General features: G+C 58.9%; 18 protein-coding genes and 2 CRISPR repeat arrays (1 of these 20 running past the window's edge). Of the genes, 4 read left to right on the top strand and 14 right to left on the bottom strand.

All coding sequences use genetic code 11. The annotated features are described in order from the left end of the window. Positions 1 to 1,063: direct repeats of the CRISPR family, unit length 36 nt; unit sequence CCTTCAATGGGGCCACGGCATTTGAGCCGTGGAATC; it reaches 203 nt to the left of the window's first position. A gap of 153 nt (positions 1,064 to 1,216) precedes the next feature. The 3 genes from HRU82_00160 to cas1 form a co-directional block, all read right to left on the bottom strand. Next, positions 1,217 to 2,173: an IS5 family transposase gene (locus HRU82_00160; GenBank protein QOJ33457.1), complete on the bottom strand. Its 957-nt coding sequence runs from the start codon at positions 2,171 to 2,173 to the stop codon at positions 1,217 to 1,219. Between the two features lie 106 nt (positions 2,174 to 2,279). Next, a CRISPR array of direct repeats spans positions 2,280 to 5,288; the repeat unit is 36 nt; unit sequence CCTTCAATGGGGCCACGGCATTTGAGCCGTGGAATC. Positions 5,289 to 5,499: 211 nt separating this feature from the next. Beyond that, complete coding sequence (gene cas2 / locus HRU82_00155) at positions 5,500 to 5,790, bottom strand: CRISPR-associated endonuclease Cas2 (protein ID QOJ33456.1); 291 nt, start codon at positions 5,788 to 5,790, stop codon at positions 5,500 to 5,502. 4 nt (positions 5,791 to 5,794) lie between these two features. Beyond that, complete coding sequence (cas1, locus tag HRU82_00150) at positions 5,795 to 7,495, bottom strand: CRISPR-associated endonuclease Cas1 (protein QOJ33455.1); 1,701 nt, start codon at positions 7,493 to 7,495, stop codon at positions 5,795 to 5,797. Between the two features lie 115 nt (positions 7,496 to 7,610). On the opposite strand from cas1, the gene HRU82_00145 reads away from it, so the two are divergent. Then, complete coding sequence (locus HRU82_00145; protein QOJ33454.1) at positions 7,611 to 7,814, top strand: type II toxin-antitoxin system HicB family antitoxin; 204 nt, start codon at positions 7,611 to 7,613, stop codon at positions 7,812 to 7,814. 314 nt (positions 7,815 to 8,128) lie between these two features. On the opposite strand, the gene cas5u6u is transcribed toward HRU82_00145, so the two are convergent. Genes cas5u6u through cas3u form a run of 4 tightly spaced genes read right to left on the bottom strand, consistent with a single transcriptional unit; the run spans position 8,129 to position 14,485 of the window. Continuing rightward, a complete protein-coding gene (gene cas5u6u, locus HRU82_00140; GenBank protein ID QOJ33453.1) occupies positions 8,129 to 9,757 on the bottom strand; it encodes a type I-U CRISPR-associated protein Cas5/Cas6 in 1,629 nt (542 codons plus the stop codon). Between the two features lie 8 nt (positions 9,758 to 9,765). Next, positions 9,766 to 10,875: a type I-U CRISPR-associated protein Cas7 gene (gene cas7u / locus HRU82_00135; GenBank protein ID QOJ33452.1), complete on the bottom strand. Its 1,110-nt coding sequence runs from the start codon at positions 10,873 to 10,875 to the stop codon at positions 9,766 to 9,768. After that, positions 10,872 to 11,681 carry a hypothetical protein gene (locus HRU82_00130; GenBank protein ID QOJ33451.1) on the bottom strand — a complete coding sequence of 270 codons (810 nt, stop codon included), beginning with the start codon at positions 11,679 to 11,681 and terminating at the stop codon, positions 10,872 to 10,874. The genes cas7u and HRU82_00130 overlap by 4 nt, the downstream gene beginning before the upstream one ends. After that, a complete protein-coding gene (gene cas3u / locus HRU82_00125) occupies positions 11,678 to 14,485 on the bottom strand; it encodes a type I-U CRISPR-associated helicase/endonuclease Cas3 (protein QOJ33450.1) in 2,808 nt (935 codons plus the stop codon). Before cas3u ends, HRU82_00130 begins: the two co-directional genes overlap by 4 nt. A 112-nt stretch (positions 14,486 to 14,597) precedes the next feature. On the opposite strand from cas3u, the gene HRU82_00120 reads away from it, so the two are divergent. Continuing rightward, positions 14,598 to 15,554 carry an IS5 family transposase gene (locus HRU82_00120; protein QOJ33449.1) on the top strand — a complete coding sequence of 319 codons (957 nt, stop codon included), beginning with the start codon at positions 14,598 to 14,600 and terminating at the stop codon, positions 15,552 to 15,554. A 236-nt stretch (positions 15,555 to 15,790) separates the two neighbouring features. Here HRU82_00120 and HRU82_00115 read toward each other — a convergent pair whose 3' ends face one another. The 3 genes from HRU82_00115 to HRU82_00105 form a co-directional block, all read right to left on the bottom strand. Next, positions 15,791 to 15,949 (bottom strand): hypothetical protein, encoded by a 159-nt coding sequence (locus HRU82_00115; protein ID QOJ33448.1) that lies wholly within the window; start codon positions 15,947 to 15,949, stop codon positions 15,791 to 15,793. Next, on the bottom strand, positions 15,946 to 16,425 hold the full coding sequence (locus HRU82_00110) for a zeta toxin family protein (protein QOJ37058.1): 480 nt from the start codon (positions 16,423 to 16,425) through the stop codon (positions 15,946 to 15,948). The genes HRU82_00115 and HRU82_00110 overlap by 4 nt, the downstream gene beginning before the upstream one ends. Positions 16,426 to 16,538: 113 nt before the next feature. Then, entirely contained in the window at positions 16,539 to 17,045 is a 507-nt protein-coding gene (locus HRU82_00105) for a hypothetical protein (GenBank protein ID QOJ33447.1), read from the bottom strand. A gap of 165 nt (positions 17,046 to 17,210) precedes the next feature. Between HRU82_00105 and HRU82_00100 the strand changes: the two genes are divergently transcribed. Then, complete coding sequence (locus HRU82_00100; protein ID QOJ33446.1) at positions 17,211 to 18,389, top strand: YncE family protein; 1,179 nt, start codon at positions 17,211 to 17,213, stop codon at positions 18,387 to 18,389. On the opposite strand, the gene HRU82_00095 is transcribed toward HRU82_00100, so the two are convergent. From HRU82_00095 to HRU82_00080, 4 genes are read right to left on the bottom strand one after another with little or no spacing between them, the layout of a single operon-like run. After that, complete coding sequence (locus tag HRU82_00095; protein ID QOJ33445.1) at positions 18,334 to 19,380, bottom strand: transcriptional regulator; 1,047 nt, start codon at positions 19,378 to 19,380, stop codon at positions 18,334 to 18,336. The two genes, HRU82_00100 and HRU82_00095, sit on opposite strands and share 56 nt — an antisense overlap. A gap of 33 nt (positions 19,381 to 19,413) precedes the next feature. Further along, entirely contained in the window at positions 19,414 to 19,692 is a 279-nt protein-coding gene (locus HRU82_00090; protein ID QOJ33444.1) for a hypothetical protein, read from the bottom strand. Between the two features lie 57 nt (positions 19,693 to 19,749). Beyond that, complete coding sequence (locus HRU82_00085; GenBank protein ID QOJ33443.1) at positions 19,750 to 19,992, bottom strand: hypothetical protein; 243 nt, start codon at positions 19,990 to 19,992, stop codon at positions 19,750 to 19,752. Continuing rightward, positions 19,989 to 22,832, bottom strand: coding sequence for an FAD-binding oxidoreductase (locus HRU82_00080; protein ID QOJ33442.1), 2,844 nt, complete (start codon positions 22,830 to 22,832; stop codon positions 19,989 to 19,991). The genes HRU82_00085 and HRU82_00080 overlap by 4 nt, the downstream gene beginning before the upstream one ends. A gap of 120 nt (positions 22,833 to 22,952) precedes the next feature. Here HRU82_00080 and HRU82_00075 point away from each other — a divergent pair, with 120 nt between their 5' ends. Beyond that, a complete protein-coding gene (locus HRU82_00075) occupies positions 22,953 to 23,924 on the top strand; it encodes a D-glycerate dehydrogenase (protein ID QOJ33441.1) in 972 nt (323 codons plus the stop codon). The last annotated feature ends 21 nt before the right edge of the window (positions 23,925 to 23,945 follow it).

The following is a 23,945-nucleotide window of genomic DNA, read 5'->3' as shown; positions in this document are numbered from 1 at the left end:
ATTGAGGCAGAAGTCCTTCAATGGGGCCACGGCATTTGAGCCGTGGAATCAATCCGCGCAGGACACGCGAGCGGGTCGATTGCGATGCCTTCAATGGGGCCACGGCATTTGAGCCGTGGAATCAGGAATGGAGCCGCTTTGGATTCGGCGGATTGCCGACCTTCAATGGGGCCACGGCATTTGAGCCGTGGAATCCATCCTGCGGATAGGCGTCAATTTCATCCAAAAACACCTTCAATGGGGCCACGGCATTTGAGCCGTGGAATCGGCAAGGTGGCCGGGGCGATGGCGAAGCGGTTAACGCCCCCTTCAATGGGGCCACGGCATTTGAGCCGTGGAATCATACGTTTTAGCGTGGGCGTTCTTCAAACCGCGGACTCCTTCAATGGGGCCACGGCATTTGAGCCGTGGAATCCACCTCAACATCCATCCGAACACTGTCTGGAAATTTCCCTTCAATGGGGCCACGGCATTTGAGCCGTGGAATCAGCAGTGCGTCAATGGGCCGCATGACAATGACCGCTGGCCCCTTCAATGGGGCCACGGCATTTGAGCCGTGGAATCCGATTTCGTCAAGCTTTCTATCGACGGTATCCGGCGCCTTCAATGGGGCCACGGCATTTGAGCCGTGGAATCCATTGTGTTTCAACCGGGCCAACCGAAGGACATTACCTTCAATGGGGCCACGGCATTTGAGCCGTGGAATCTTCATCGGGAAGATTGAACGGACATTTTATTTTCACCTTCAATGGGGCCACGGCATTTGAGCCGTGGAATCGGGCAGATATTGAAACAGCAGTCTGTAATATTGTGCCTTCAATGGGGCCACGGCATTTGAGCCGTGGAATCTGCCGTCGATGACCGTTCCGGCGGCGTTGCTGTATCCTTCAATGGGGCCACGGCATTTGAGCCGTGGAATCCCCTCAGCTCACCAACTATGCCCATGCGCGTCAGACCTTCAATGGGGCCACGGCATTTGAGCCGTGGAATCACCCCCCTCCTGCGCCTGCTGCGCGCACCACCTGTACCTTCAATGGGGCCACGGCATTTGAGCCGTGGAATCTAGGGAACGTCTGATTAATTCGCGTTTCCACGAAGCAATCTGTTTCTCGGTGGATCAAGACGGGCCATCAGCTGGGAACCCGCTGGTCCGAGAGCGCCTTTCTCGGATTCCTCCGCCGTCAGGCGGCCCGCGCCCCGTTCGCACCCCCGTCCGCTAGGCTGCCGCCAGCAAGTGCCGGCGTGCTACATACAGATTCGCCAAGCCGCAACTGATAGACAACCAGTGCGCATTCTTCGCGAGCCCCCGGTACCGCACTTTGGCCCACCCGAAGATCCGCTTGATCACCAAGAACACATGCTCGACTTTGGCACGAACCTTCGACTTCGTCCGATTGCGGGCCCGCTCCGTCTCGCTCAAGGGCCGATGGCGATGGGCTTTCGTCTGGACGAAGCTCTTGGCATGGGGAGCATGGTGCTGAATCATGTCGCGTTGCCCGCTATAGGCGGCATCGCCCCATACTCGTGTCTCCTGTCCATGCAGCAACTCCGGCAACACCTGGCTGTCATGGACATTCGCCGCCGTGGCCGCCACTGAGTGAACCAGCTTCGTCCGGCTGTCCACTCCAATATGCGCCTTCATGCCGAAATACCACTGGTTCCCCTTCTTGGTCTGATGCATCTCCGGATCTCGCTCTTTCTGGCGATTCTTCGTCGAACTGGGCGCATTGATGATCGTGGCATCCACGATCGTGCCCCGGCTGACCTTCAGCCCGTGGGCAGCCAGATACGCGCCGATCCGCGCAAAGAGCTGTGCGCCCAAGTGGTGGGCTTCCAGCAGATGCCGAAACTTACAGATGGTGGTTTCATCCGGTACGGGCTCGCGGCCCAGATCAATCCCCACGAACTGCCGCATGGCGTGTGAGTCGTACAGCGCTTCCTCCACCGCCGGGTCCGACAGGTTAAACCACTGTTGCAGACAATGGAGGCGCAACATGCGTTCGACACCCACGGGCGGACGCCCTGGGCCCTCGGCCTTGGGGTAGACCGGCTCGATCGCCGCTACCAATTCCGCCCATGGAACAACCTGGTTCATCTCGTTGAGAAACTGCTCCCGGCGGGTGGGCTTGCGATACTGTTCAAACGAGACTTCGGCAAACGTCTGTTGCTGCATGGGGCACGCCTCCAGTTCAGTGCTGCGCTACCCTTAGCACATCATGCAAAGAGAATAAATCAGACCTTCCCTAGAACATTAAAACTTGATTCAATCGAAATTACGCCCTTCAATGGGGCCACGGCATTTGAGCCGTGGAATCTCCCTTTGACTCGGCATGTGTTTTCCCTTTCATGACCTTCAATGGGGCCACGGCATTTGAGCCGTGGAATCAAACCTTTTTTAGCTTCTCTTACCTGCTTCAACTTAACCTTCAATGGGGCCACGGCATTTGAGCCGTGGAATCAAAACAGGCGGCTCGGGCGGGGCGAGCGCAGTCAACCCTTCAATGGGGCCACGGCATTTGAGCCGTGGAATCGGCAGACACACATCCACCAATGACCACAGCTACTGTCACCTTCAATGGGGCCACGGCATTTGAGCCGTGGAATCCTCGATCAATGCGACTGGGCCAAAGCGATGAAATACCTTCAATGGGGCCACGGCATTTGAGCCGTGGAATCGGGGATCATGCACTAAATTCCCTTTTTCCTCAGAGCCGCCTTCAATGGGGCCACGGCATTTGAGCCGTGGAATCGCTGGCCAATCCCCCATAATGATAGCCGTACAAGGGCCTTCAATGGGGCCACGGCATTTGAGCCGTGGAATCGACGGCCCACAGGACGAGCTTTGCGAGAGCTTCCGTCCTTCAATGGGGCCACGGCATTTGAGCCGTGGAATCTACCGCAGACATAGCAGACGACTCAATATCGCGCCACCTTCAATGGGGCCACGGCATTTGAGCCGTGGAATCCGTTATCGACTTGCAGACGCTGATTCGCCATGCGGCCTTCAATGGGGCCACGGCATTTGAGCCGTGGAATCCGGGGCGGACGCGTTTCGCGTCCTGGCGCTTAACGTCCTTCAATGGGGCCACGGCATTTGAGCCGTGGAATCGGGGATGGGCGGCTTTTGCATACACGCCGCGGGGAAGCCTTCAATGGGGCCACGGCATTTGAGCCGTGGAATCTACATCGAACAAACGCTTATCTATATGGTCGCCGACCTTCAATGGGGCCACGGCATTTGAGCCGTGGAATCGACGCACGATCTAGGGCGCGCGGGTTGGACTGCGGTTCCTTCAATGGGGCCACGGCATTTGAGCCGTGGAATCCATGGAGCGGGCGGGCGGGATAGACGCCATGCGGAACCTTCAATGGGGCCACGGCATTTGAGCCGTGGAATCATCATGCAGTGTGGTTGCCGACAGGCTGGCGTCAGCCCTTCAATGGGGCCACGGCATTTGAGCCGTGGAATCGGAATTTCCGCCGCGGGGTTATGCGTGAGTAAACCCCTTCAATGGGGCCACGGCATTTGAGCCGTGGAATCAAACTAGGACAGCGCGGGCAAATGACGGTCTACGTAGCCTTCAATGGGGCCACGGCATTTGAGCCGTGGAATCGGCGAGTTTCAGAACGGTATGCAACCGGATTACGACCTTCAATGGGGCCACGGCATTTGAGCCGTGGAATCGTGGAGATCCAGGTCTACGCCATCGACGTGCCCGGCCTTCAATGGGGCCACGGCATTTGAGCCGTGGAATCCTCGCAAGCGTGACGGTCGTTGTGTGCGGGAAAGGTCCTTCAATGGGGCCACGGCATTTGAGCCGTGGAATCAGCATGAATAAATGGAGTGTTCAACCTCAGATATTCTATGCCCTTCAATGGGGCCACGGCATTTGAGCCGTGGAATCAAGGGTAAACACAGCATTATGAACCTGGGATTAATTGCCTTCAATGGGGCCACGGCATTTGAGCCGTGGAATCCGCAATACTCGCATCCTCGTGACCCACTTCATGATTACCTTCAATGGGGCCACGGCATTTGAGCCGTGGAATCGCCCTGGTATCCGGCTGCACCGTGTCGCGTGGAGTCGTGCCTTCAATGGGGCCACGGCATTTGAGCCGTGGAATCTGTGCTTGGTGGGTTTTCATTCCCCATGGGTAGCAATTCCTTCAATGGGGCCACGGCATTTGAGCCGTGGAATCGGTCAGACTGTAGGCGGTAACATAACGCTGCCCGCCGCCTTCAATGGGGCCACGGCATTTGAGCCGTGGAATCTCCACTCCCCATCAATCTTCTGCACACTCACCATATGCCTTCAATGGGGCCACGGCATTTGAGCCGTGGAATCCTACACGCGGCGCGCTTGTCGTCCGCAATAGCCACGTCCACCTTCAATGGGGCCACGGCATTTGAGCCGTGGAATCCACACTATTATGTATGAGATCCTCCTCATTCTCGCCCTCCTTCAATGGGGCCACGGCATTTGAGCCGTGGAATCGGAAAGACGGGAACCGATTGGAGCACGGACACGGGATCCCTTCAATGGGGCCACGGCATTTGAGCCGTGGAATCCGTTGCCCGGCGCAGCGATCGCGCCGGGTTCCGACCCTTCAATGGGGCCACGGCATTTGAGCCGTGGAATCTCTCGCGCATACGACTTCAGGGCAAAAACTCACGGCCCTTCAATGGGGCCACGGCATTTGAGCCGTGGAATCCCAGGTAGAACAGCGTTTAATCGCCGAAACACGAACCTTCAATGGGGCCACGGCATTTGAGCCGTGGAATCATTTTTTAACGATGATCCTGAGTTGTGCAACAAAGCCGCCTTCAATGGGGCCACGGCATTTGAGCCGTGGAATCAGTTCACGCTCCTCACCACCGAACACTGGCTGCCCGCACCTTCAATGGGGCCACGGCATTTGAGCCGTGGAATCTTCGGCCAGGGTGTAACCGGCCAGTCGATCCGCTCCCTTCAATGGGGCCACGGCATTTGAGCCGTGGAATCTGATGGGGCGTTGTTCGCTGATGCCAGTCTGTCAGCCTTCAATGGGGCCACGGCATTTGAGCCGTGGAATCAAAGAGCAGGCGATTAGGCAACGGGAAATTATGGACCTTCAATGGGGCCACGGCATTTGAGCCGTGGAATCCACGTTGCAGCAGTACCGCAATCGGTTTTTTTCAACCTTCAATGGGGCCACGGCATTTGAGCCGTGGAATCAACGGTTAGCCACGGAGCTAGATGGAGTGGTAGCAGCCTTCAATGGGGCCACGGCATTTGAGCCGTGGAATCAGCTCCCGGCCAAGTGGCCGTCGGCCCTAGTGTTTTGGCGCAGGTTGCGAGCGCCTCGTCTCCTCGCAAATCCCAGGTGAAATTTTCTGACCATACACCTCCTTCGTGTGACCGTTGTTCTGCATTTGCGCCGATTTTCGTTCATTGTCCGTCGCGAGCGCTGCCAGGTCTGTGCTCATCATTGGAGCGCTCGCATTGCTGGGCGGCACCCCTACACGACACGAGCCCGACGTTCTTCCCACTCGGCCTTGATTCCCATCGACTCGATCCGTTTGACCGGATGGCTCTCCGTCGGACCAAGATCGATGATGAGGACCTGATCTTCGCGCTGATCGATAATCTCCGTCAAGGCCGCCTTCATCCGCACCAGATCGATGTCGGGCAGATCGCATTGAAACACGGAGAACTGGAGATGGGCACCGAACCCCTTCATGGTCTTGAACACCCGCCGCAGCCGTTTGGCATCACAGATGTCGTAGGTGACCAGATAGTGGCGACGCATTCCTTCACCGTGTCGTAAACGCCGGGAGTTCGGGTATCTCTCCCAACAGATACCGTCCCAGCAGCCGAGCCTGCACTTCCAGCACTCGACGGTAACTAATTTGGTACCCGAACACCGGATGCGTAATTTCTTGGCCCATGCGCCGCTCATAGGTTTCGATCAACCGGCGGCGGCCTTCCGGCGTCAACGTCACCGACCCCATGCGCTCAAACCAATCGCTCTGTCGAATCTCACCGTTGTTGATGGCCGTGAGCACGGCAGAATCGGCGATGAGGGGACGGAACTCTTCCATCATGTCGAGAGCCAGGGCCGGTCGCCCATAACGCGGCTGATGATAAAACCCCAAATAGGGATCAAGCCCCACGCTCTGCAACGTCACGGTCCATTCACGCGCGAGCATGGAGTAGAGCAAGGACAGCATCGCGTTGACGGGGTCGCGCGGCGGGCGACGATTACGCCCGTCGAAATCAAATCGGGCCCCTGGCTCAGCTTCTTTCAACATGCCGGCGAATTCCGAGAAATACCGTCGGGCGGCGGTGCCTTCCACACCCAGCAACGATTCCAATGACTCTACCGTACCGGCGTGGACCTGATCGTTTTTCAGCTCCTGCAGCACCATGTCCGGCGCCGCCCGGTGATTGCGCCTCAACAGGGTTCGGCAATTGGCGATCTTGGCTTGCACAAAACGCCGTGCCAGCCCAAGGCAACGTTCCCGATCCGCCGCCACCGCATACTGCCGACGCCGCAACTCCACATGTTTGTGCAGCAGGCCCGTCGTCATGCCGTAAAACCAGCCGCCGCTGGAGCAATAGACCAAAGGAATGTTCCGCTTGCAGAGTTCCTGCACGACCTGCGTGCTGACCTGTACCGCGCCATACAGCACGACTTGCGAGGTTTCGACCAGCCGCGCTTCGCCGATCACCTCCTCGTGGTCTTTCACCTTCAGGCACTCCCCGTCCTTCCCCACCTTCGCACCCGGCGTCTGCACATGGAGCGGCAAGGCGTCATCGTTGGTGGGAATGAGCTTACGAAGCGCCGCTTGCTCGCCCTCCTGTGCCGCTCGCAGCCACCCCACTTCATCCGGCAAACAGATCCCCACCAGTGAACAACGTGGGCACTTCGGACTGTCCACTAACGGCGGCGGGGCCACGGTCGCCTGGGTCATTGCCCGCATGCCTTGGAGAAGTTCCGCCGTACGCGCGATCAATTCATCATCGAATGACACCTCCACCCGTTCACGCGAACCAATGAAGTAGAGCACTCCGCACTCACAGGTGAAGCCTTGTTCCCGCAGCAACAACCCTTGCACACAGAGTTGCACCCGCTCCGGCTCCCACGCGCCTTGCGCCGTATGTGGGCGCTTGCCACGCTTGTAATCCACGGGGACGACCGCCGTCCCCTCCCCTTCGACCAGATCGATCTTGGCCGTGACGCCGAGCCGCTCAGACGACAACCAGACCGAACGCTGATGAATGGTCGTGTCACCGGATGGCTCATCTTCCACCTGACGCGCTTTGCGAACCGGGGCTTGGTCGACGCGCCGATGGTGGAACCGACCTTCCGTCGTCTCCGCGTTGTCCGCGAACTCCCCATCCACCCACTCGAAGAAGGCCAGACGCGGGCAATAGGCAAACTCGTTCACCATCCGCGCGGGGAGCAACGGCAAGTTGCTCCCCGTGGATGGTCCCTGTGATTCAGGTTCCATATCCTTCCTATCGGCAAGAGGGCTGGAAATATTCAGTTGTCAAAGAACGGCCAACGTCTGAATCAATCAGGCGTTTTGTTATAATGACAGCCAACGTTAGGATCTGGAGGCCTATATGGAATATCCGATCGTCATCGAGCCAGACCCCGAGGCCGGAGGGTATGTCGTCTTCTGTCCGACCCTGAAGGGATGCGTCTCTCAAGGCGAAACCGAAGAGGAAGCCTTGGGGAACATCAAGGACGCCATCAGGACCTACCTCGAAAGCATCGAAGACCTCAAACGCCTAAAGAAGTTGAGAACCGTTAAAGTCAGCGTATGACGAAGCTCCCACAGGTCTCTCATGAACGCGTCGTGAGAGCCCTCAAGCGCGCAGGATTCTATGTCCTCCGCGAAGGCAACCACATCTCGATGACCGACGATAAGCATCTCGTGGTTATCCCCGCCATCACAGCATCAAGCCCAGTACGTTGAAGCAAATTCTGGAAGCCGCCGAGATCTCCCTCGAACAATTCAAGGACCTTCTCTGAAGAAGGCAACCCCCTGCGCCCCTGCTTCTCACGCCTCACGGACAATCCACCGCCTCGAACTGACCGAGGCCGAAGTGGGAAGAATGACCAAGAGCCTATACGATATCTACTCGGCAGCGAACAAGCCTAACCCGTAGAAACGCCCGCCACCGAGACAGACTGGGCCTGGAATAGCAATAGGCCTACCTTGTGAGTCCTTCCAGCGAATTCTCACGTGCATTCTGGGAAAACCCTTGAGATGATCGGGCGCACTATAACGATCGGCTAGATCGGTTCCAGCCCAGAACCCAACCTTGCGCCATTCAAGTTCGGCATCCTCAGCCAATTCCTTGGAAAACCCAGCCTGGACGATTGCATTGCGGAGCAGGCCGTCGACCCTATCGTTCAGACGATCCAGCAGCCGCTTCTGCTCTTCAGCCGAGACCCCCTTCTTTAATCGCCTCCGATAGTGCGCCGGGTCGTCATAACCAGGGAGGACTACCGGCGTCACAGTGGACCATGTGTCAGCAGGCTCGACATAACAGCGGACCACCTTTTCATTGCCGGGCAGGAGCGAGAGTAATGCTGCAGACTGCCCACTGTCCTCGTCAATAAGGTCACGTCCCGACAACGCCCGCTGTGCCCATGCAATTTCCTTCTCGCAGTCATCGGAAAACGCAGTCAGCATGAGTCGGCGCACGCTCCCAACGACACGGGCTTTCCCTTCACCACGTCCCTCAATACTGGGAAGTGGCAAGTAAGCAAATCTCCGAGGCCCTACTGGAATGTGATTTCCGCGTATCGGTTCCCCATGTCCCAGGACGAAAGCAGCTATCTTCGACTCGGACCAGCCGGCTCGACGAGTTGCGCATGTCACGGCATGCCGCATCATCCCGGCAAGCGTAAGGTTGCTACGTACCGTATCAAAGGGCCTGAAGCCGCTGGAATCGGGCTTGAGGAGTGAAAACGCGGTGACGAGCCTCCTCGGTGGATCAGTGGCTCTTCGATACTCGATTTTCTTGTAGGCAGATTCCGGCAAGGGCGGTGTAGGATCGAACGTTCCGTCCGGCCGTACCCGTTTAAGAAAGCGCTCGTGTCGATCGATGAGTGCGTTGAGTGTCCCGGACGTCGGCACGCGAAGTCCATCTTCGACTCCTTCTCTTCCGGGTACCCACCGTTCTCCACTTAACGCTTTCACTTGCTCATCAGACAGCAGCGCCGCATGCCCAATCGCTATATCGATACCCCAGCCGAGAGCCGTGAGATTGTTGGCAATTTTGGCCAGAACGTCTGGGCACCCTCTGTCCTCGTTGGATTCAGGATCATGAAGCGACCATAGGTAGTGGATTGCGTCACCGTCCAGCAGATGGGTCGGATGTACGGTTTTCATGGTGCGATGTGTTGACGGATCGGAGTCTCCTGTTCCAGCTAAATTTCCTCGAGCCCACGCTTTCGCGACGATATCCATCGCGTTATTGGGCACTGAGAGCACATATCCGTGACGCTTTCCATTGGGGCTGGAAGAATACGCCTGTGGCGTAATAATCAAGGATGGAGTCACTTTTCGCTCCAGCCAGGTTAAAGCCGATCGGATGTCGCCAGCTGCTAACCCGTTTTCTCCCATTCTGGAAGCCGCAGCAACGAGTGACTGATAAACGCGAAGCGGCGACGGTGGCCATTCTGGGAGACGTCGCTCTTTTCGCCCGTGAAACCTGCTGTCAAGTAGCCGAATAAAAATACAGAAGTATGAGGACATGGAGTGCCTCATTGTTTCGCTTTCTTCCCTTTTGCTTTCTCCCCTCCCTTACCGCCCGCATCGCCAGCCACATCTTTCTTAGCCAGTTCCTTATCAAACTCAACCTCGCGGTCGGGAGGTTTGGCGAAATCTACTTCGCGCTCAGGGTCTATGCCAAACGCTCTTGCCACATCCTTGGCATAATCAAAAGCCTCTTTATGCTTCACGTCCACATCTTCACGTCTGCCGTCGTAATAGACTGCCTTGAACTCCCGTTTCTTGTCCGGGTCGAGTACAAGATTGCAACCCTGCCGGAGATATCCAATCGGAGAATAGGTGAACGCTGTTAGAGCAAGCCCCAACACGTACCGACGCAAGGCGCGGGTCTTCTTTTCATCCTGATCCACAGTCAATAAACGCAAGGCGGCAAGGTGCAGAGTCGCATCGCGCCGGATACCACCCGTCGCGATCACACCGCCATGTGTTCCTGCGGCCGGAACATGGATAAACCCTCTTACGGCATAGGCATCTTTTGTCTTTTGATCAGAAGGTAGCTCCAGCAGGTCCTCGTTCACATATTCGACTGCCGGAACGTATTGAGCTGATCGGGTTAGCTTCCGGACATTAAATGCGCGAACTGCTGACGAGAGAAGCCGAGGCAGCTTCGCCTGTGTGTCTCGGGAATCCCACACACCGAACACCATTGAAGTTGGTGCGACATTGGCCAATAGCTCGGCGTTACCGTTCATCACCTTCTTGAAGGCAGCTTGCAACTCCTGCTTTAAAGCCGAGCAGCGAATGATCGCATCACCTGCGCGGTGTCCAGCTTCAAGGAGATTCACGCGTTTCTCGCCAGCCTTGATCACGATCTGCGGGACCAAACGCGCATAGCCATCATTGGCAAATAACGGCTCGATCCGATTGGCCTGCGAACCAACGCTGTCTATCAGGCAGACATTTGTGCCATCAGAAAACGTATCAATGTTATATCCGCCTGGGAAACCGTCACCTGCCGCAAAGGTCGAAGGGAAGACGACGCCATCATACCCTTCAACTGGCGTCAGGTATTCGCGGATAACGAGTGCAGCTGGCCCAGTGTCTTCTAACCATGTGTCATACTTTGCTAACACATCGCTCATGATTCGCTCCTTTCGATAGGAAAGGCTGGGGTAAATGCCTTGTGCTTCTTTTGGTCTGTGCGGAAAGCAATCTGAAACCGATAGCCCTGGCCATCAACAAGGGATAGCACACCGCTTGCTGCCAGAGGTGCCACTTCAATTCCCAGGGGTACCAACCAAGCGAAGTAATCAAAGACTCTTCTTGTGGCTGTTGGCTTTGGCCGAAAGCGCTGAAGCCCCACGAGGCAGAGAAATTCCACTGTCGGATAGGCAACGGTCGTCATGCTGAGGCTGTCAGGCATGAACCCAATGTCAATCGCTAGGGCATTCGATCCACGACGGGTATCGAAGTAGAAAGGTTCAACCTTTTTGTCTGGTTCTTGTGGGTCATACACGACAGCACCGTATTCAAATAAGCCTTCGTTGTGTAACTCAGTCTGACTCAGTGTAGCTTGCATCGCTCGCGTGATCCGCACGCTTCGCATGCTTCCTGCCCACACCTTGAGCTGATCCCCACCCGTTCTTTCGTCCTTCCACCAATCAATCCGTAGCGCGAACGGAGAGGGCAACTCCATTGGAGATGAGAAGTCGTCCTCTGGGTCGATCTGCTTCAGAGGCGTCTTTGAAATCTCGTGCAGCAACGAACTCAATGTCCTATCTTCTCCTCTCTCAAACGGGCGAAGATAAAACATTCCCTGTTTAAACCACCCTTCCGCGCCGTCCCACAGACGATGTGCCAGTTCAAGCAGTCCGCAGCACGCGAAAAACTGACCAGGGTTTGTCGGGTCCACATGAACACGGATGGCGGGATGGTGATTTGTGTTCATCGGGAAACCTTCCTTACGACACTTGCCGGCTGCACCACGCCATTTGAAGCAAGTGCTTGTGACCCCAACGCATCCGCAGCCCTCACTAGCGATTCGAGATATGCCAGCCCCCAGCGACCGTACTTCCGTTGCAGGCGGGAAAAGCGACGAGGTACTTCTTGAATAAGCTCCGAGGCATCTTCTTCGGAACGGTCGGGATCAAACGCTTCGTCAGCCGGGAAGTGAGGACGAGCCCGCCCGTGGTGCGCAGCGACCAAGTGCAAGACCAGATCCTGCGTCTCCTGGTCGAGCTGTTGAAACTCGGCAAGCTGCTTCATTTCAAGCAAGGAGCCAAACTCGTGACGATATGAGGTGATATCGATCGGCTTCATCCGGCCGCCTGATTTCGCCAACACTTGGTGTGGATAGTTGTGATTGCCGATGGACCGTTGCCAGATCGCGCGGTTCTTCCCAAGATCATGCCACCTGGCTGCCAAGATAATGGCCTTGGCCGCAACCTGACTCTCTGGGTCTTTTGAGTCCTCAAAACCGAGCTTGGAAGCAATCTGACCCGCCATGTCTTCAACTATATGAAGATGCTCCCGCAAGTTCTGCGGCACACGCGCCGTGCGTGAGCCATCATCGTCTGCCGATCGTGGCCGGACATACCAGTGCCAGTAACGGCGACTGTACCGTTCATCGTCTTCTGCCATTTCATCTTCCTTGCCTGCACAGGTATCAATCGTTCTTACGAGCCGCATGCCTGCTGCTGGAGGCTCAGCATTATCCCAGATCCGACCTCGCCTCAACTGCCCATCATCGTCGAACCAGTGCTCCGACACTTCGTAGAGGCCACTGTGGTCTTCATCAAATGGCTCGTCCCCGTCCAACAAGCCATTCTTCAACCCTCCTGCTTTGGGAGGGAGAATCAATATACAGTCTTTCAGATAGACTTCTGCTTTCTTCTGCTTGGCCTCCTGGATGAGTTTGTCCAATCTGAGAACGCGGACTTCTCCATCAGCGCTAAGCAGCCAACATGGTGGATCCGGTTCGCGTGCAGCGATTTTCTCCAACTCCTTGAGGACTCGAATTGAACGATCCCGCAGTAACTCATGTGGTTTGAGCGGATAGTCTTCGAGGAGATCATCGGGTTTGTATTTGACCAGAAGATCGTCCTTAATAACTTCGACTTCCTCGCGCCAGGCCACAGAGGTCTCAGGCGGCTCCCACTCCGCCACTCCGTGCAACCAATCCGCGACTGGTGGTCTGCCAGGCAGCTTCTCACGCACCGATGTCAGCGCCCACGCGTCGAACAGAATGTCGGTCGCAGGACAGATCATTGGCGGCGGGGTAAACGCGGCCAACCGCTCGGCCTCCGGCAAGCCACGCAGTGCTGCTGGGCTTGCATCGAAGGAGTCGTCTGCCGGCCGTGGAAGTTTGGCCAGCAATAACTGAGTCCGCTCGATCGCCAGTTGCAGCGGCGACCGTTCCTCGTTCTTCTCCTTTGATCCATCGTCTTCCGCAATCTTCTCGTTGGTAGATTCTTCCGCGTGCCTTGCTCCTTGATCGGTTGCATCATTATCTGATTCAGGATTGCCAGCTTCCGAAACTTTCTTCTCCTTCTTGGAGACCACATGCACAACATCAATACAGGCAGCTCCATGGCCGAAGCGATTCACGCGACCGAGGCGCTGTGCCATGCTGTCGAATGGCGTGAGATCGCAGACCATATGGTCAGCCGAGATATCCACTCCGACTTCTCCGGCTGAGGTACATACAAGGTATACGGTGCCTGACTTAGGCTTCACTTCTGGTTTCGGCATGAAACGAGCAAAGATTTGGTCTTCCTTCGCTAACTTGTCCCTCTCTAGTCCCCGCAAGGTTCCCGTAAGTACCTGGACTTCTTGCTTGGCGCTCTCCAGCTTACGTCTCACTTTCTCGACGTCAGCGAGTTCGCGGAGAAAGACCAATATGGCCTGACTGCTCTTTTCATGCTTCAGTGCAAGTTCGGCTGCTTTATCAGGCAGCTTTTTCTTGTCTTCAACAGACTGGAATCTAAGACTCTTGCTGGCCTTACACCGCTTGATAACTCTCGGATCCCTCAGGTCTTCTTCCGTGAAGATTGGAGTCTCGCCTGTCTGGTTTTCCCTCGACGTTGCGGTCAATTCCATGACGTGAAAGACGCCGAATTCACGGCAGCGCTCTTGCTCCGCACGAATCCCCATGATGAGCTTCTGAAAGGGCGGTTCAAGATGGGCCTCATCATGAATAAAGAGCACATCTTGTCCAAGAAAGCCGGCATGCAGCGGTTTGCTCTTGAAACCGCAGCCATAACCGCTAAAGAGCAGCCGGCTCCCCACCATATCCACCGTGCCAACGATGACGGCAGGCCTTGCGGGATCATTGCGCCATTCAGCGTTGTCCGCAAACTGACCACGCAGCGTGCTGACCACAAGAGGTTGTCCTTCTGGCTGAATCGAAAGGGTTCGTAGTGCGTCTGCCAGTTGTTTGAGTTCAGGCTTGCCAGCGAGCGCGTCTCGCAAATGCTCTACTTCGCGGGTTGCCTGATCCACAACGGTTCTTCGATTCACCACATAGACCAGTCGGCGCGGGAATCGATCAACTGATCCGTTCCGTGCGTGGTGGGCTAAGGCCAGAATCCAGAGGGCGACGACTGATGTCTTGCCTAGGCCCGTAGGGACATCACACTTAGTGCGGAATTGTTTCTGCACCAACTCGCCATAGAGCATTCTTTGCCATGGAAACGGCTTGTTACCCGTGAGATCCTCAAATAGCCGATCGAAGTCAGGCTGTGCGGTATTCATGCTGTCGTTCCTCTATGCCGCCGTCATTGGGGCTAAAGCTATGGAAGGTCTGATTTATTCTCTTTGCATGATGTGCTAAGGGTAGCGCAGCACTGAACTGGAGGCGTGCCCCATGCAGCAACAGACGTTTGCCGAAGTCTCGTTTGAACAGTATCGCAAGCCCACCCGCCGGGAGCAGTTTCTCAACGAGATGAACCAGGTTGTTCCATGGGCGGAATTGGTAGCGGCGATCGAGCCGGTCTACCCCAAGGCCGAGGGCCCAGGGCGTCCGCCCGTGGGTGTCGAACGCATGTTGCGCCTCCATTGTCTGCAACAGTGGTTTAACCTGTCGGACCCGGCGGTGGAGGAAGCGCTGTACGACTCACACGCCATGCGGCAGTTCGTGGGGATTGATCTGGGCCGCGAGCCCGTACCGGATGAAACCACCATCTGTAAGTTTCGGCATCTGCTGGAAGCCCACCACTTGGGCGCACAGCTCTTTGCGCGGATCGGCGCGTATCTGGCTGCCCACGGGCTGAAGGTCAGCCGGGGCACGATCGTGGATGCCACGATCATCAATGCGCCCAGTTCGACGAAGAATCGCCAGAAAGAGCGAGATCCGGAGATGCATCAGACCAAGAAGGGGAACCAGTGGTATTTCGGCATGAAGGCGCATATTGGAGTGGACAGCCGGACGAAGCTGGTTCACTCAGTGGCGGCCACGGCGGCGAATGTCCATGACAGCCAGGTGTTGCCGGAGTTGCTGCATGGACAGGAGACACGAGTATGGGGCGATGCCGCCTATAGCGGGCAACGCGACATGATTCAGCACCATGCTCCCCATGCCAAGAGCTTCGTCCAGACGAAAGCCCATCGCCATCGGCCCTTGAGCGAGACGGAGCGGGCCCGCAATCGGACGAAGTCGAAGGTTCGTGCCAAAGTCGAGCATGTGTTCTTGGTGATCAAGCGGATCTTCGGGTGGGCCAAAGTGCGGTACCGGGGGCTCGCGAAGAATGCGCACTGGTTGTCTATCAGTTGCGGCTTGGCGAATCTGTATGTAGCACGCCGGCACTTGCTGGCGGCAGCCTAGCGGACGGGGGTGCGAACGGGGCGCGGGCCGCCTGACGGCGGAGGAATCCGAGAAAGGCGCTCTCGGACCAGCGGGTTCCCAGCTGATGGCCCGTCTTGATCCACCGAGAAACAGATTGCTTCGTGGAAACGCGAATTAATCAGACGTTCCCTATGAGAGAAAACTACCCTCTTCCTAACCATCGCAAGACCGCCATCGCCGTCTTGCCCATCTTCCGTCACCGCCTGGCGTACGGTTCAGGGCTTCTTGGCCACGACCTTGCCGTTTTGCCACACGTATAGCAGGGTGTGGTGCGCCCGCGCCGTGTTCCGTGCGACCTTCGCCGCGCGCCGCAATGCCCGTCCTACACCTCGCACAAACGCCTCATGTCGCACCCGATCATTCGCTGACTTCATGGCCCCTCCTCGAGCAATTGCGGAACCTCTCCTGAATTGTCATAAACCACCCACGTATGGGCCAATGGACGATAGAGCACGCGAAAGTTCTGCTGACTGCGTTCAAATCGGCGCACAACATCAGCGCGAAGTACATTGTGGCCACCTTGCCGAACGCGGGCGGCAATACGTTGGAATGCGAGCTGGACCGAAGGGAGCGACAGAAACACCATCTCGATTCGGTATCCCGCAGCCTTCCATTGACGAAGCAGATGAAGATATGTCCGCCCGCTGAAGGTCGTCTCAAAGGCAAAGTCTGTTCGAACCGCTGCGAGACGGTCCAATTCGGCTAGCAAAAGCCGTCCAGCTTGACGGGCGGCCAATTCGGGGCGAAGAGGCGAGAGCCCGCTGGCAATCAGATCGGCATTCACGAAATGAATGACACCTGCTTCACGAGGTAAGAACTCTCGCGCGAAGGTAGTCTTCCCCGCGCCCATGGTACGATTTCGATCATCGCACCTCGTCACAGACTGCAGTTCTTGATCCATCACTCTACTTCTCGTTATCGAGCACCGACGGGTCGGCACTGTATCAAGGAACATTCCGGACGTCACCGTCCCTCAATCCTCCAGCCTTGCCCATAGGGGTTGGTCGGCGAGTCGAACCGGTACGGGCTGCCGGCGCCGTAGGGGTTGTTGAGCGAATCGGGCGAAAAGGGCGAGCCGTAGCGGCCGAAGGGGTTGCTGGTGGAATCGGGGTCGTAGGGGTTAGCGCTCAGTTTGCCGCGATAGTTCCCCTGCTGGTCATAGAGGCGCGGAGCGTCGGTGGCGAAGGGATTGGTGGCCGACTGGTTGCTGAAGGGGCTGCCATAGGGGCTGAAGGGATTGTTCACCCCGTTCGGCGCGAAGGGGCTGCCGGCGCCGTAGGGGTTGGCGGTGGACTCGAAGGCATAGGGATTGGCGCTGAGGTTGCCGAGGTCTTCGGCCTGCGCCGGGATGGTGAGCGGCGCCCACCACCAGCAGAGGCTAAGCAGCCAGCACCTGAACAGACGTTGCGTGATCGGCATGGCATCCTCCTGTACGGCCTGCTCGCCGAGTTTGAGTTCGGCGGGCTCCATGGCGTGGGTGAGGCTACCATGGCCGCGTGACATCCGAGGTCACTGTCGCCATATTTTTTACTTGGTGGGGAACGCTAATCTAGAGGGTAGAGAAAATTTTTCGAGAGGAGTAGGGTTTGAGGATCCTACTCAGCTGGATGGTCGTTTCCCAGAAAGGAGGCTGCCATGAACCCGCTTCGTATCCTCGCCTGGTCCCTCGTGCTGCTGCTCTCCACCGCCTCGTCGGCCTCGTCGGAACTGCTGGCGCTCTTGAATTACGAGAGCAAGCCCAACCAGCCGGTACGGCGTGAAGGCATCGCGATCATGGACATCGATCCCGAATCGGCCGACTTCGGGAACATTCTCATGGAGGTGCCGTTGCCGCCCGATTTGGTGGCGCACCACATTTTCTTCAACCGCGACCGCACGAAAGCCTACGTCACCGCCTTGGGCAAGAGCGTGTTGCACGTCATGGACCTGACCCACTTCCCCTACCGGCTCCGCCCGATCGCCGTGCCGGACTGCCAGGTCCTGGAGGATGTGGTGGTGTCGGAGGACAATCGCACCTGGTATCTCACCTGCATGGGCTCCAGCACGGTCATCATGGGTGACGCAATGACAGACGCGCCGATCAAGACGCTCCGCACCGCCGAGGCCGCGCCGGTCTCCATTCGGTATCCGCACGGCATTGCGATTCATAATGGGATCGATCGGGTGCTCATCACCAGCACGGTCAAGCCGGATGACATGGCCCAAGCGGGCGAGTCGGTGACGGTGTTGGAGGCCGGGAGCGGCGCCCTGCTCTCGACGCACAAGGTGTCGTCGAAGCCCTCGCCTGCCAAGGCGGCGCCGGTGGAGGTGATGTTTTCGCCCACATCGGACCCGCCGGTCGTGCACATCACCAACATGTTGGAAGGCACGCTCTGGGCCGGGACGTGGGACCCGACGACGAAGACCTTTGCCTTCGCGCAAGTGGACGACTTCGGGGCGAGGCAACAGGGGGTGCCGCTCGAAATGCTCTACAACGCCAAGGCCGACCGCCTCTACGTCACCACGGCCAAGCCGGGGTTCGTGAACGTGTACGACAACCGTGACCCGCGGCAGCCCAAATTCCTGAAGGCCATTCCCGCCGCCCCCGGTGCGCACCACAGCGTGCTCTCGCCGGACGAGCGGTACCTGTTCGTGCAAAACAGCCTCTTGAACCTGGAAGGCATGAGCGATGGATCGATCACCGTGATCGATCTGGCGCGGGACAAGGTGATCGGCAGCATCGACACGCTGAAGTCGCAGGGGTTCAACCCCAACTGCATCATGTTGCTTCCGAATCACTTTCAGCCTGGCGGGCTGCGCGCGAACCTCCGATAGGCTGCGTATAGACGTGGCGGATGCGCGCGGCTTCGTCGACCACAGCCTGCCGGAGCGAGTCCGGTTGACGTACCGTCACGCCGCCGCCGAAGCTCAGGATCCAGCCGACCAGTTCTCGGCTGTCGGCCACGGAGAGGGTCATGCGGAGGCCGCCGCCCCTCAGGCGTGTGAGGCTTTGCGTGTTGTGCCAGACGCGATCCTTCGCCCAGGCGGCGGTGGCCCTGTCGAAGTCCACCTCGACGTGGATGCGGGGCCCGCGCATGACGGTGAGCGCATCCTGCACGAAGGCATCGAGGTCGAAGTGCAGCGGCATTTGGTAGGGATGGTCGGTGAGCGTGATGGACTTGATGCGCTCCACGGCAAACATACGCGGCTCGCGGCGCAGGTGGCAGTACCCGATGAGATAGAGGCCGCCCGAGGCGTACCACAGCCGATAGGGATCGACTTCACGCCGGGTCACGCGGCCGCGTGAGGCGGAATCGTACCGCAGCTGCACGGTGGTGGCGTCGGCAATGGCCCTGGTGAGCCGATCGATGGCTTCGCGATGTTGGCGGTACCGTTTGTGCGGGCCAAGCCCGACGGTGAAGGTGCCGTCGAGTTGTTGGACCAAGGCCACGCCCTGCGGGGGCAGCGCGGCGGCGGCCTTGCCTAATGCCGACTGGAGCGACGTGTGCAGCTCGGTGCCTTCGAGCGGGCTGATGAGCCGTCGGCTGAAGGTCAGGGCCATGAGTTCGGTGGGCGAAAAGCGCAGGCCGGGGACGTTCCGAAATCCCTCCATGAGCCGCCAGCAGGTCTGCCCGTTGATCCTCTCGGTCACCAGCGGATAGCCCGCTTCTTCCAAGGCGGCCAGGTCGCGGCGGATGGTGCGGGGGTGGCGGGTGGAGCCGGGGGCGAGCGAGTCGGCGAGTTGTTCGAGCGTCAGCCCATGGCGGGCGCCTTCGAGCTGCTTCAAGATCACCAACAGACGCACAGCCTGATCGTTGCGCGGCATGGGGCTTCCTCAGCGGTGAGGTGCGACCTTCCGTCAGGTCGGGATGTCGGTGGTGCCGTCGTAGGAGGCGCGCGACTGATGGGCGATCTTCAAGAGGTCGCCGTCCTTCACGACCGAGTCGAGCGAACTCACCTTCCGATTGATGGTGAACAGGATTTCTCCCCGCTCGACGAAGGGTGCCAGCGCGGACAATCGGTCGGGATGCGCGGCGATCAGTTGTTTGATGGCCGTGGCGTCCGACAGGTCCAACTCGAACTCCGCCTCCGGCACCCGTTGTTGTAACGTCGGTCCCAGTATCAGCACCTTGAGCATGACGTGCGTTCCTTCCTTTCTCCTGACATCATCTATCGCTTGAACAATCTCGTTCGCCTACCCTTCGGCCCGTGCATGGCAATGCAGACAGTCCTGGCGTTTGGGATGCTGCGCTGGCAACGGACGGCTGCCCGACGCGCTGTGACAGGCCAGGCAGTCCTTCTCGGCCATGACGTGTCGATGCGCCTCATTGCCCGGCACCCTGGGATTCCGATCACGCGGCGACGGCAACAGCGCCACGCCTCCCACCACGAGCAACGCCAGCACCACGAAGATGAGATCCGCCTTGCGAAACGTCATGGACGCGCGCCCCCGTCGGCGCCCTGTTCGCGCGTAGCGGCTTCATAGGCGGCCTCGAGCACCTGCGCGACATGCTTGACCGCTGCGCGTCCGCGGAGTCCGTTGTTGAGTTGGATCATGCAGGCCGGACAACTGGTGGCGACCGTATCGGCGCCGCTCTGTTCGATGTTCCGTCGTTTCCGCTCAAAAATTTTCTGTGACGTATCGTAGTCCTTCACGATGTAGGTACCTGCGCCGCCGGCACAACGGTCGGCATCGGTCATTTCGACATAGTCTGTCCCCGGCACCTGCTTCAGCAACATGCGGGGCTCGCGCATCACGCCGGCTGCTCGCAGGTGGCACGAAGAATGGTATGTGATGCGGCGCCCCACGTCACCCGCCGCGGCCATGGCCGGTTGCCGAGGGGACTGCGCGACGAACTCGGTGATATGCCGGACTTTCTTGGCGAGCGCTTCCGCCGCCTGGCGCTCCGGCTCCTCTGCGAAAAACTTCTTGTATTCCTTGAGCATGAGGGTGCAGGAGGCGCAGCCGGTCACCACCTGATCGTACTCGGCCAGCGACTGCAGGTTGAACCGCGCGTGCTCTTGCACCAGGTCCACATGCCCGTAGGTTTCGATCGGCGTGCCGCTGCAGCGTTGCGGCGGGAGGTCCGGCTCCACGCCATGGCGGCGGAGGACGGCAATCACGGCATCCCCCACTCCATCGTCAAAATAGTTCGCCGCGCAGCCGTGAAAGTAGGCGACACGCGGCGCCGTCCTGCGGTTCATGTTATGCGCGAGGTTTCGGTATCGATCCCGCAGGTGCTCGGTCGCCAGCTTGGGCAATTGCATGTCCGCAGGCAGTTTCGCGGTTGGGGCGATGCGGCGCAAGAACGGAGCGGCCAGGCGGGCCAGCAGTCTCCGCGGCCAGGGTCGATCCCACAGCGGCTGCGTGCGCGCCAAGACTTTCAGCATCGCTTCAAAGATCGGCACATGCGCCTGGAGCGCGAACAACCAACGCGACCCCCAATTGGGTTGCTCGGCCCGCCGCTGGAGAATCAGCTCGGAGACATCGACACCGGCCGGACAGATCGTGCGGCAGGATTTGCAGTTCAAACAGGCCTCGACGACGCGTTGCGACTGCAGGTAGCTGTAGTCCTTGGCGGTGACGATTTCGTACCAGCCGCGGGAACTCATGTCTTCCGATTGGAACACGTCGTACACCGGGCAGACGGAATTGCACTTGGCGCAGGTGGCGCAGGATTTCGAGAGGCGTGTGTAGTCGATGTGTTCGGTGAAGGGGGTATCGCTGACCTTGATGCCGGGGTTCATCACGTTGCCGGGATCGATGGTCCGTTTGACCTGGACGAAGAGGCCATAGAGGTCCTCGCCGAACATCTTGCGCACATACTCGGCCCGGACGCGTCCGTCGCCATGTTCGCCGCAGATGGACCCCTCGAAGCGCGAGAGGACCGTCTGGTGAATCTCATGGTAAGCGGCCACCATCTTGTCGAAATCCTGGCGGTCGTTCACATTCAGCAGGGGCACGATGTGGGCATTGCCGTTGCCGATGTGGCCGAAGATCGCCACCGGCACCTGTTGGCCGGCGAAGAACGTTTCCAGGTACCGGACCAGCTCGCTGATGCGTTCCGCTCGCACCACCACGTCGTCGACGAAGTTGATCGGCTTCTTGCGCGGGTCGAACCGATAGAGCGTGGGATAGAGGGCCTTTCGGGCTTTCCAGAGCTGATCGCGTTGCTCCTTGTCGTAGGCGAAGGCGAGGTCGCCGCAGAGTTGGTAGCGGCGGCAGATCCCCGCCATGCGGTCGGCCCGCTCGCGGAGATCGTCACTCCCCTGTTCACTGTCGAGTTCGGCCAGCAAGGTGGCCGCGGCGGCCGCGGGAATGCCGTGGGCCGCGCGCCCGATCAGGTTCAGCGTGTTCCCGTCCATCACTTCGAGCGCGCTCGGTTTCAGGTCCAACAGATGCGGGATGGCCTCCCCGACCTCTTCCAGCCGACGAAAATGAATCAGCGCGGTCAAGGTCCCTTGCGGCTTGGGCACGAGTCGTAGCGTTGCTTCGCTCACCACGCCTAACGTCCCCTCGCTGCCGACGAAGAGTTTCGGCAAGTCGAAGCGGCGTTGGGCCAAGCCGTCGACGAGGCCGAACAGATTGTAGCCGCAGCTATTCTTGCTCACGGTCGGTCGTTTGGCCTCGATTACGGCTCGCTTCGACTGCACCAACTCCAGAATGACTCTAAGGGCGGGATGGGTGGTCAGGGTGTCGGCCAAGATCGGATCATCCAGCCGCAACGAAGCCGCCGTGAGCCACCCCCCGGACGGCAGACAGACCCGCATGGCCCGGACGTTGTCCTTGACCGCGCCATAGATGAGCGTGTGGGGGCCGGCGGAATTGTTGGCCACCATGCCGCCGAGCTTGCACATGTCGCCGCTGGAGGGATCGGGACCGAACAGGAGCTGCTTGCGGCCCAGCTGCTTGTTGAGTTCCGCCAAAACGATTCCCGGCTGGACCCGCGCCCAGCGTTCCTCTTCGTTGAGTTCGAGGATGCGGTTCATGCGGGACACGTCGAGAATGATGCCAGACCCGATCGCCGAGCCCGTCAGGTTGGTGCCAGCCGCTCGCGGGGTGAGAGGAATGCCGCGCGATCCCGCGAAGCGGACTACTGCCTCGATATCTTCCTCGGTCTCCACGAGGACGACGGCCTGCGGCGTCATTCGATAGATGCTCGCATCGACGGCATATGCGGTCAGCGTGGGGACGTCATGCTGCACCTTCTCGCGGCCGAGCAGCTGCCGAAGGTCAGTGACGAGGGCTGAGGGTGTGTCAGGAAGAATGAGGGTCATGTCGTGATCGCGCCGGCCCATTCTAGCAGGATGCGGAAAACGTCCGCCAGCCTCGCCCGGGCCATGAGTTGTTGCCGTCGGCAGGATTCGTTATCATACGCCCCATCCGGCGAGGCCTCCATGTCACGTCCCCTCCTCTATATCTCCCGTCTGCTTCCCGCGCCGGTCATGACGACGGCGCAAGAACGGTTCACCCTGGTCAATGAACCACGGGATGTCGCCCCCTCCTGGGAAACGGTGCAAGCCGGCCTCCGGGCCGCCGACGCGGCGATTTGCACCCTCACCGATCGTATTGATGCCGCCATGCTGGCGGACATCGCCCACCTGAAGGTGCTGGCCAATTATGCCGTAGGCTACAACAATATCGACCTCGCTGCCGCGTCACGACAGGGCATCGTGGTCACGAATACGCCCGATGTCTTGACCGAATCGACCGCCGATCTCGCCTGGGCCTTGATGTTGGCGGTTGCGCGGAGGGTCGCGGAGGGCGACGGCTACGTGCGGTCGGGCACCTGGCCCGGATGGGCGCCCACACAAATGTTGGGAACGGATGTGTGGGGGAAAACGTTGGGCATCGTTGGGATGGGACGTATCGGCCAGGCTGTGGCGCGTCGTGCGTCCGGTTTCAATATGGCTGTCTTCTACTGTTCTCGCACCCCCTTTCCTCAGGGGGTCTTCCCGCTCGGCTGGGAACGGCGAGACCTTCTCTCCCTGCTGCGCGATGCAGATTTTATCAGCCTGCACGTACCGCTCACTTCTGAGACCCATCACCTGATCGGGCGCGAGGAATTGGCCCTGATGAAGCCGACGGCCTACCTCATCAATACGGCGCGCGGACCGGTCGTAGACGAAGCGGCCTTGGTGTCGGCGCTCTTGCAACGTCGGCTCGCGGGGGCGGGGCTGGATGTCTTCGAGCAGGAGCCGGCGTTTCATCCGATTCTGCGCGAACTCAAACAGGTGGTGTTGCTCCCTCATCTGGGATCGGCCACGCTGGCGACACGTGTGCGGATGGGCATGATCTGCTTGGAGAATATCGCGGCCGTACTGGCAGGAGCGCCGGCGCCGAATCAGGTGACGTTCGCGAACGCCTAGGGTCGATGACGTGAAGAGTGC

Source organism: Nitrospira sp., assembly GCA_015709715.1.
Classification (GTDB): Bacteria; Nitrospirota; Nitrospiria; order Nitrospirales; family Nitrospiraceae; genus Nitrospira_A.
This window is presented reverse-complemented; position numbering and strand designations above follow the sequence as displayed.

Bases quoted from the DNA above. Each gene is read 5' to 3' on its own strand.
- cas1 (QOJ33455.1), bottom strand. From the start codon at position 7,495: ATGGAACCTGAATCACAGGGACCATCCACGGGGAGCAACTTGCCGTTG.
- HRU82_00105 (QOJ33447.1), bottom strand. From the start codon at position 17,045: ATGGAGCCCGCCGAACTCAAACTCGGCGAGCAGGCCGTACAGGAGGAT.
- cas3u (QOJ33450.1), bottom strand. From the start codon at position 14,485: ATGAATACCGCACAGCCTGACTTCGATCGGCTATTTGAGGATCTCACG.
- HRU82_00100 (QOJ33446.1), top strand. From the start codon at position 17,211: ATGAACCCGCTTCGTATCCTCGCCTGGTCCCTCGTGCTGCTGCTCTCC.
- HRU82_00080 (QOJ33442.1), bottom strand. From the start codon at position 22,832: ATGACCCTCATTCTTCCTGACACACCCTCAGCCCTCGTCACTGACCTT.
- HRU82_00095 (QOJ33445.1), bottom strand. From the start codon at position 19,380: ATGCCGCGCAACGATCAGGCTGTGCGTCTGTTGGTGATCTTGAAGCAG.
- cas7u (QOJ33452.1), bottom strand. From the start codon at position 10,875: ATGAGCGATGTGTTAGCAAAGTATGACACATGGTTAGAAGACACTGGG.
- HRU82_00090 (QOJ33444.1), bottom strand. From the start codon at position 19,692: ATGCTCAAGGTGCTGATACTGGGACCGACGTTACAACAACGGGTGCCG.
- HRU82_00110 (QOJ37058.1), bottom strand. From the start codon at position 16,425: ATGGGCGCGGGGAAGACTACCTTCGCGCGAGAGTTCTTACCTCGTGAA.
- HRU82_00130 (QOJ33451.1), bottom strand. From the start codon at position 11,681: ATGAACACAAATCACCATCCCGCCATCCGTGTTCATGTGGACCCGACA.
- HRU82_00145 (QOJ33454.1), top strand. From the start codon at position 7,611: ATGGAATATCCGATCGTCATCGAGCCAGACCCCGAGGCCGGAGGGTAT.
- cas2 (QOJ33456.1), bottom strand. From the start codon at position 5,790: ATGCGTCGCCACTATCTGGTCACCTACGACATCTGTGATGCCAAACGG.
- HRU82_00075 (QOJ33441.1), top strand. From the start codon at position 22,953: ATGTCACGTCCCCTCCTCTATATCTCCCGTCTGCTTCCCGCGCCGGTC.
- HRU82_00160 (QOJ33457.1), bottom strand. From the start codon at position 2,173: ATGCAGCAACAGACGTTTGCCGAAGTCTCGTTTGAACAGTATCGCAAG.
- HRU82_00115 (QOJ33448.1), bottom strand. From the start codon at position 15,949: ATGAAGTCAGCGAATGATCGGGTGCGACATGAGGCGTTTGTGCGAGGT.
- HRU82_00120 (QOJ33449.1), top strand. From the start codon at position 14,598: ATGCAGCAACAGACGTTTGCCGAAGTCTCGTTTGAACAGTATCGCAAG.
- cas5u6u (QOJ33453.1), bottom strand. From the start codon at position 9,757: ATGTCCTCATACTTCTGTATTTTTATTCGGCTACTTGACAGCAGGTTT.
- HRU82_00085 (QOJ33443.1), bottom strand. From the start codon at position 19,992: ATGACGTTTCGCAAGGCGGATCTCATCTTCGTGGTGCTGGCGTTGCTC.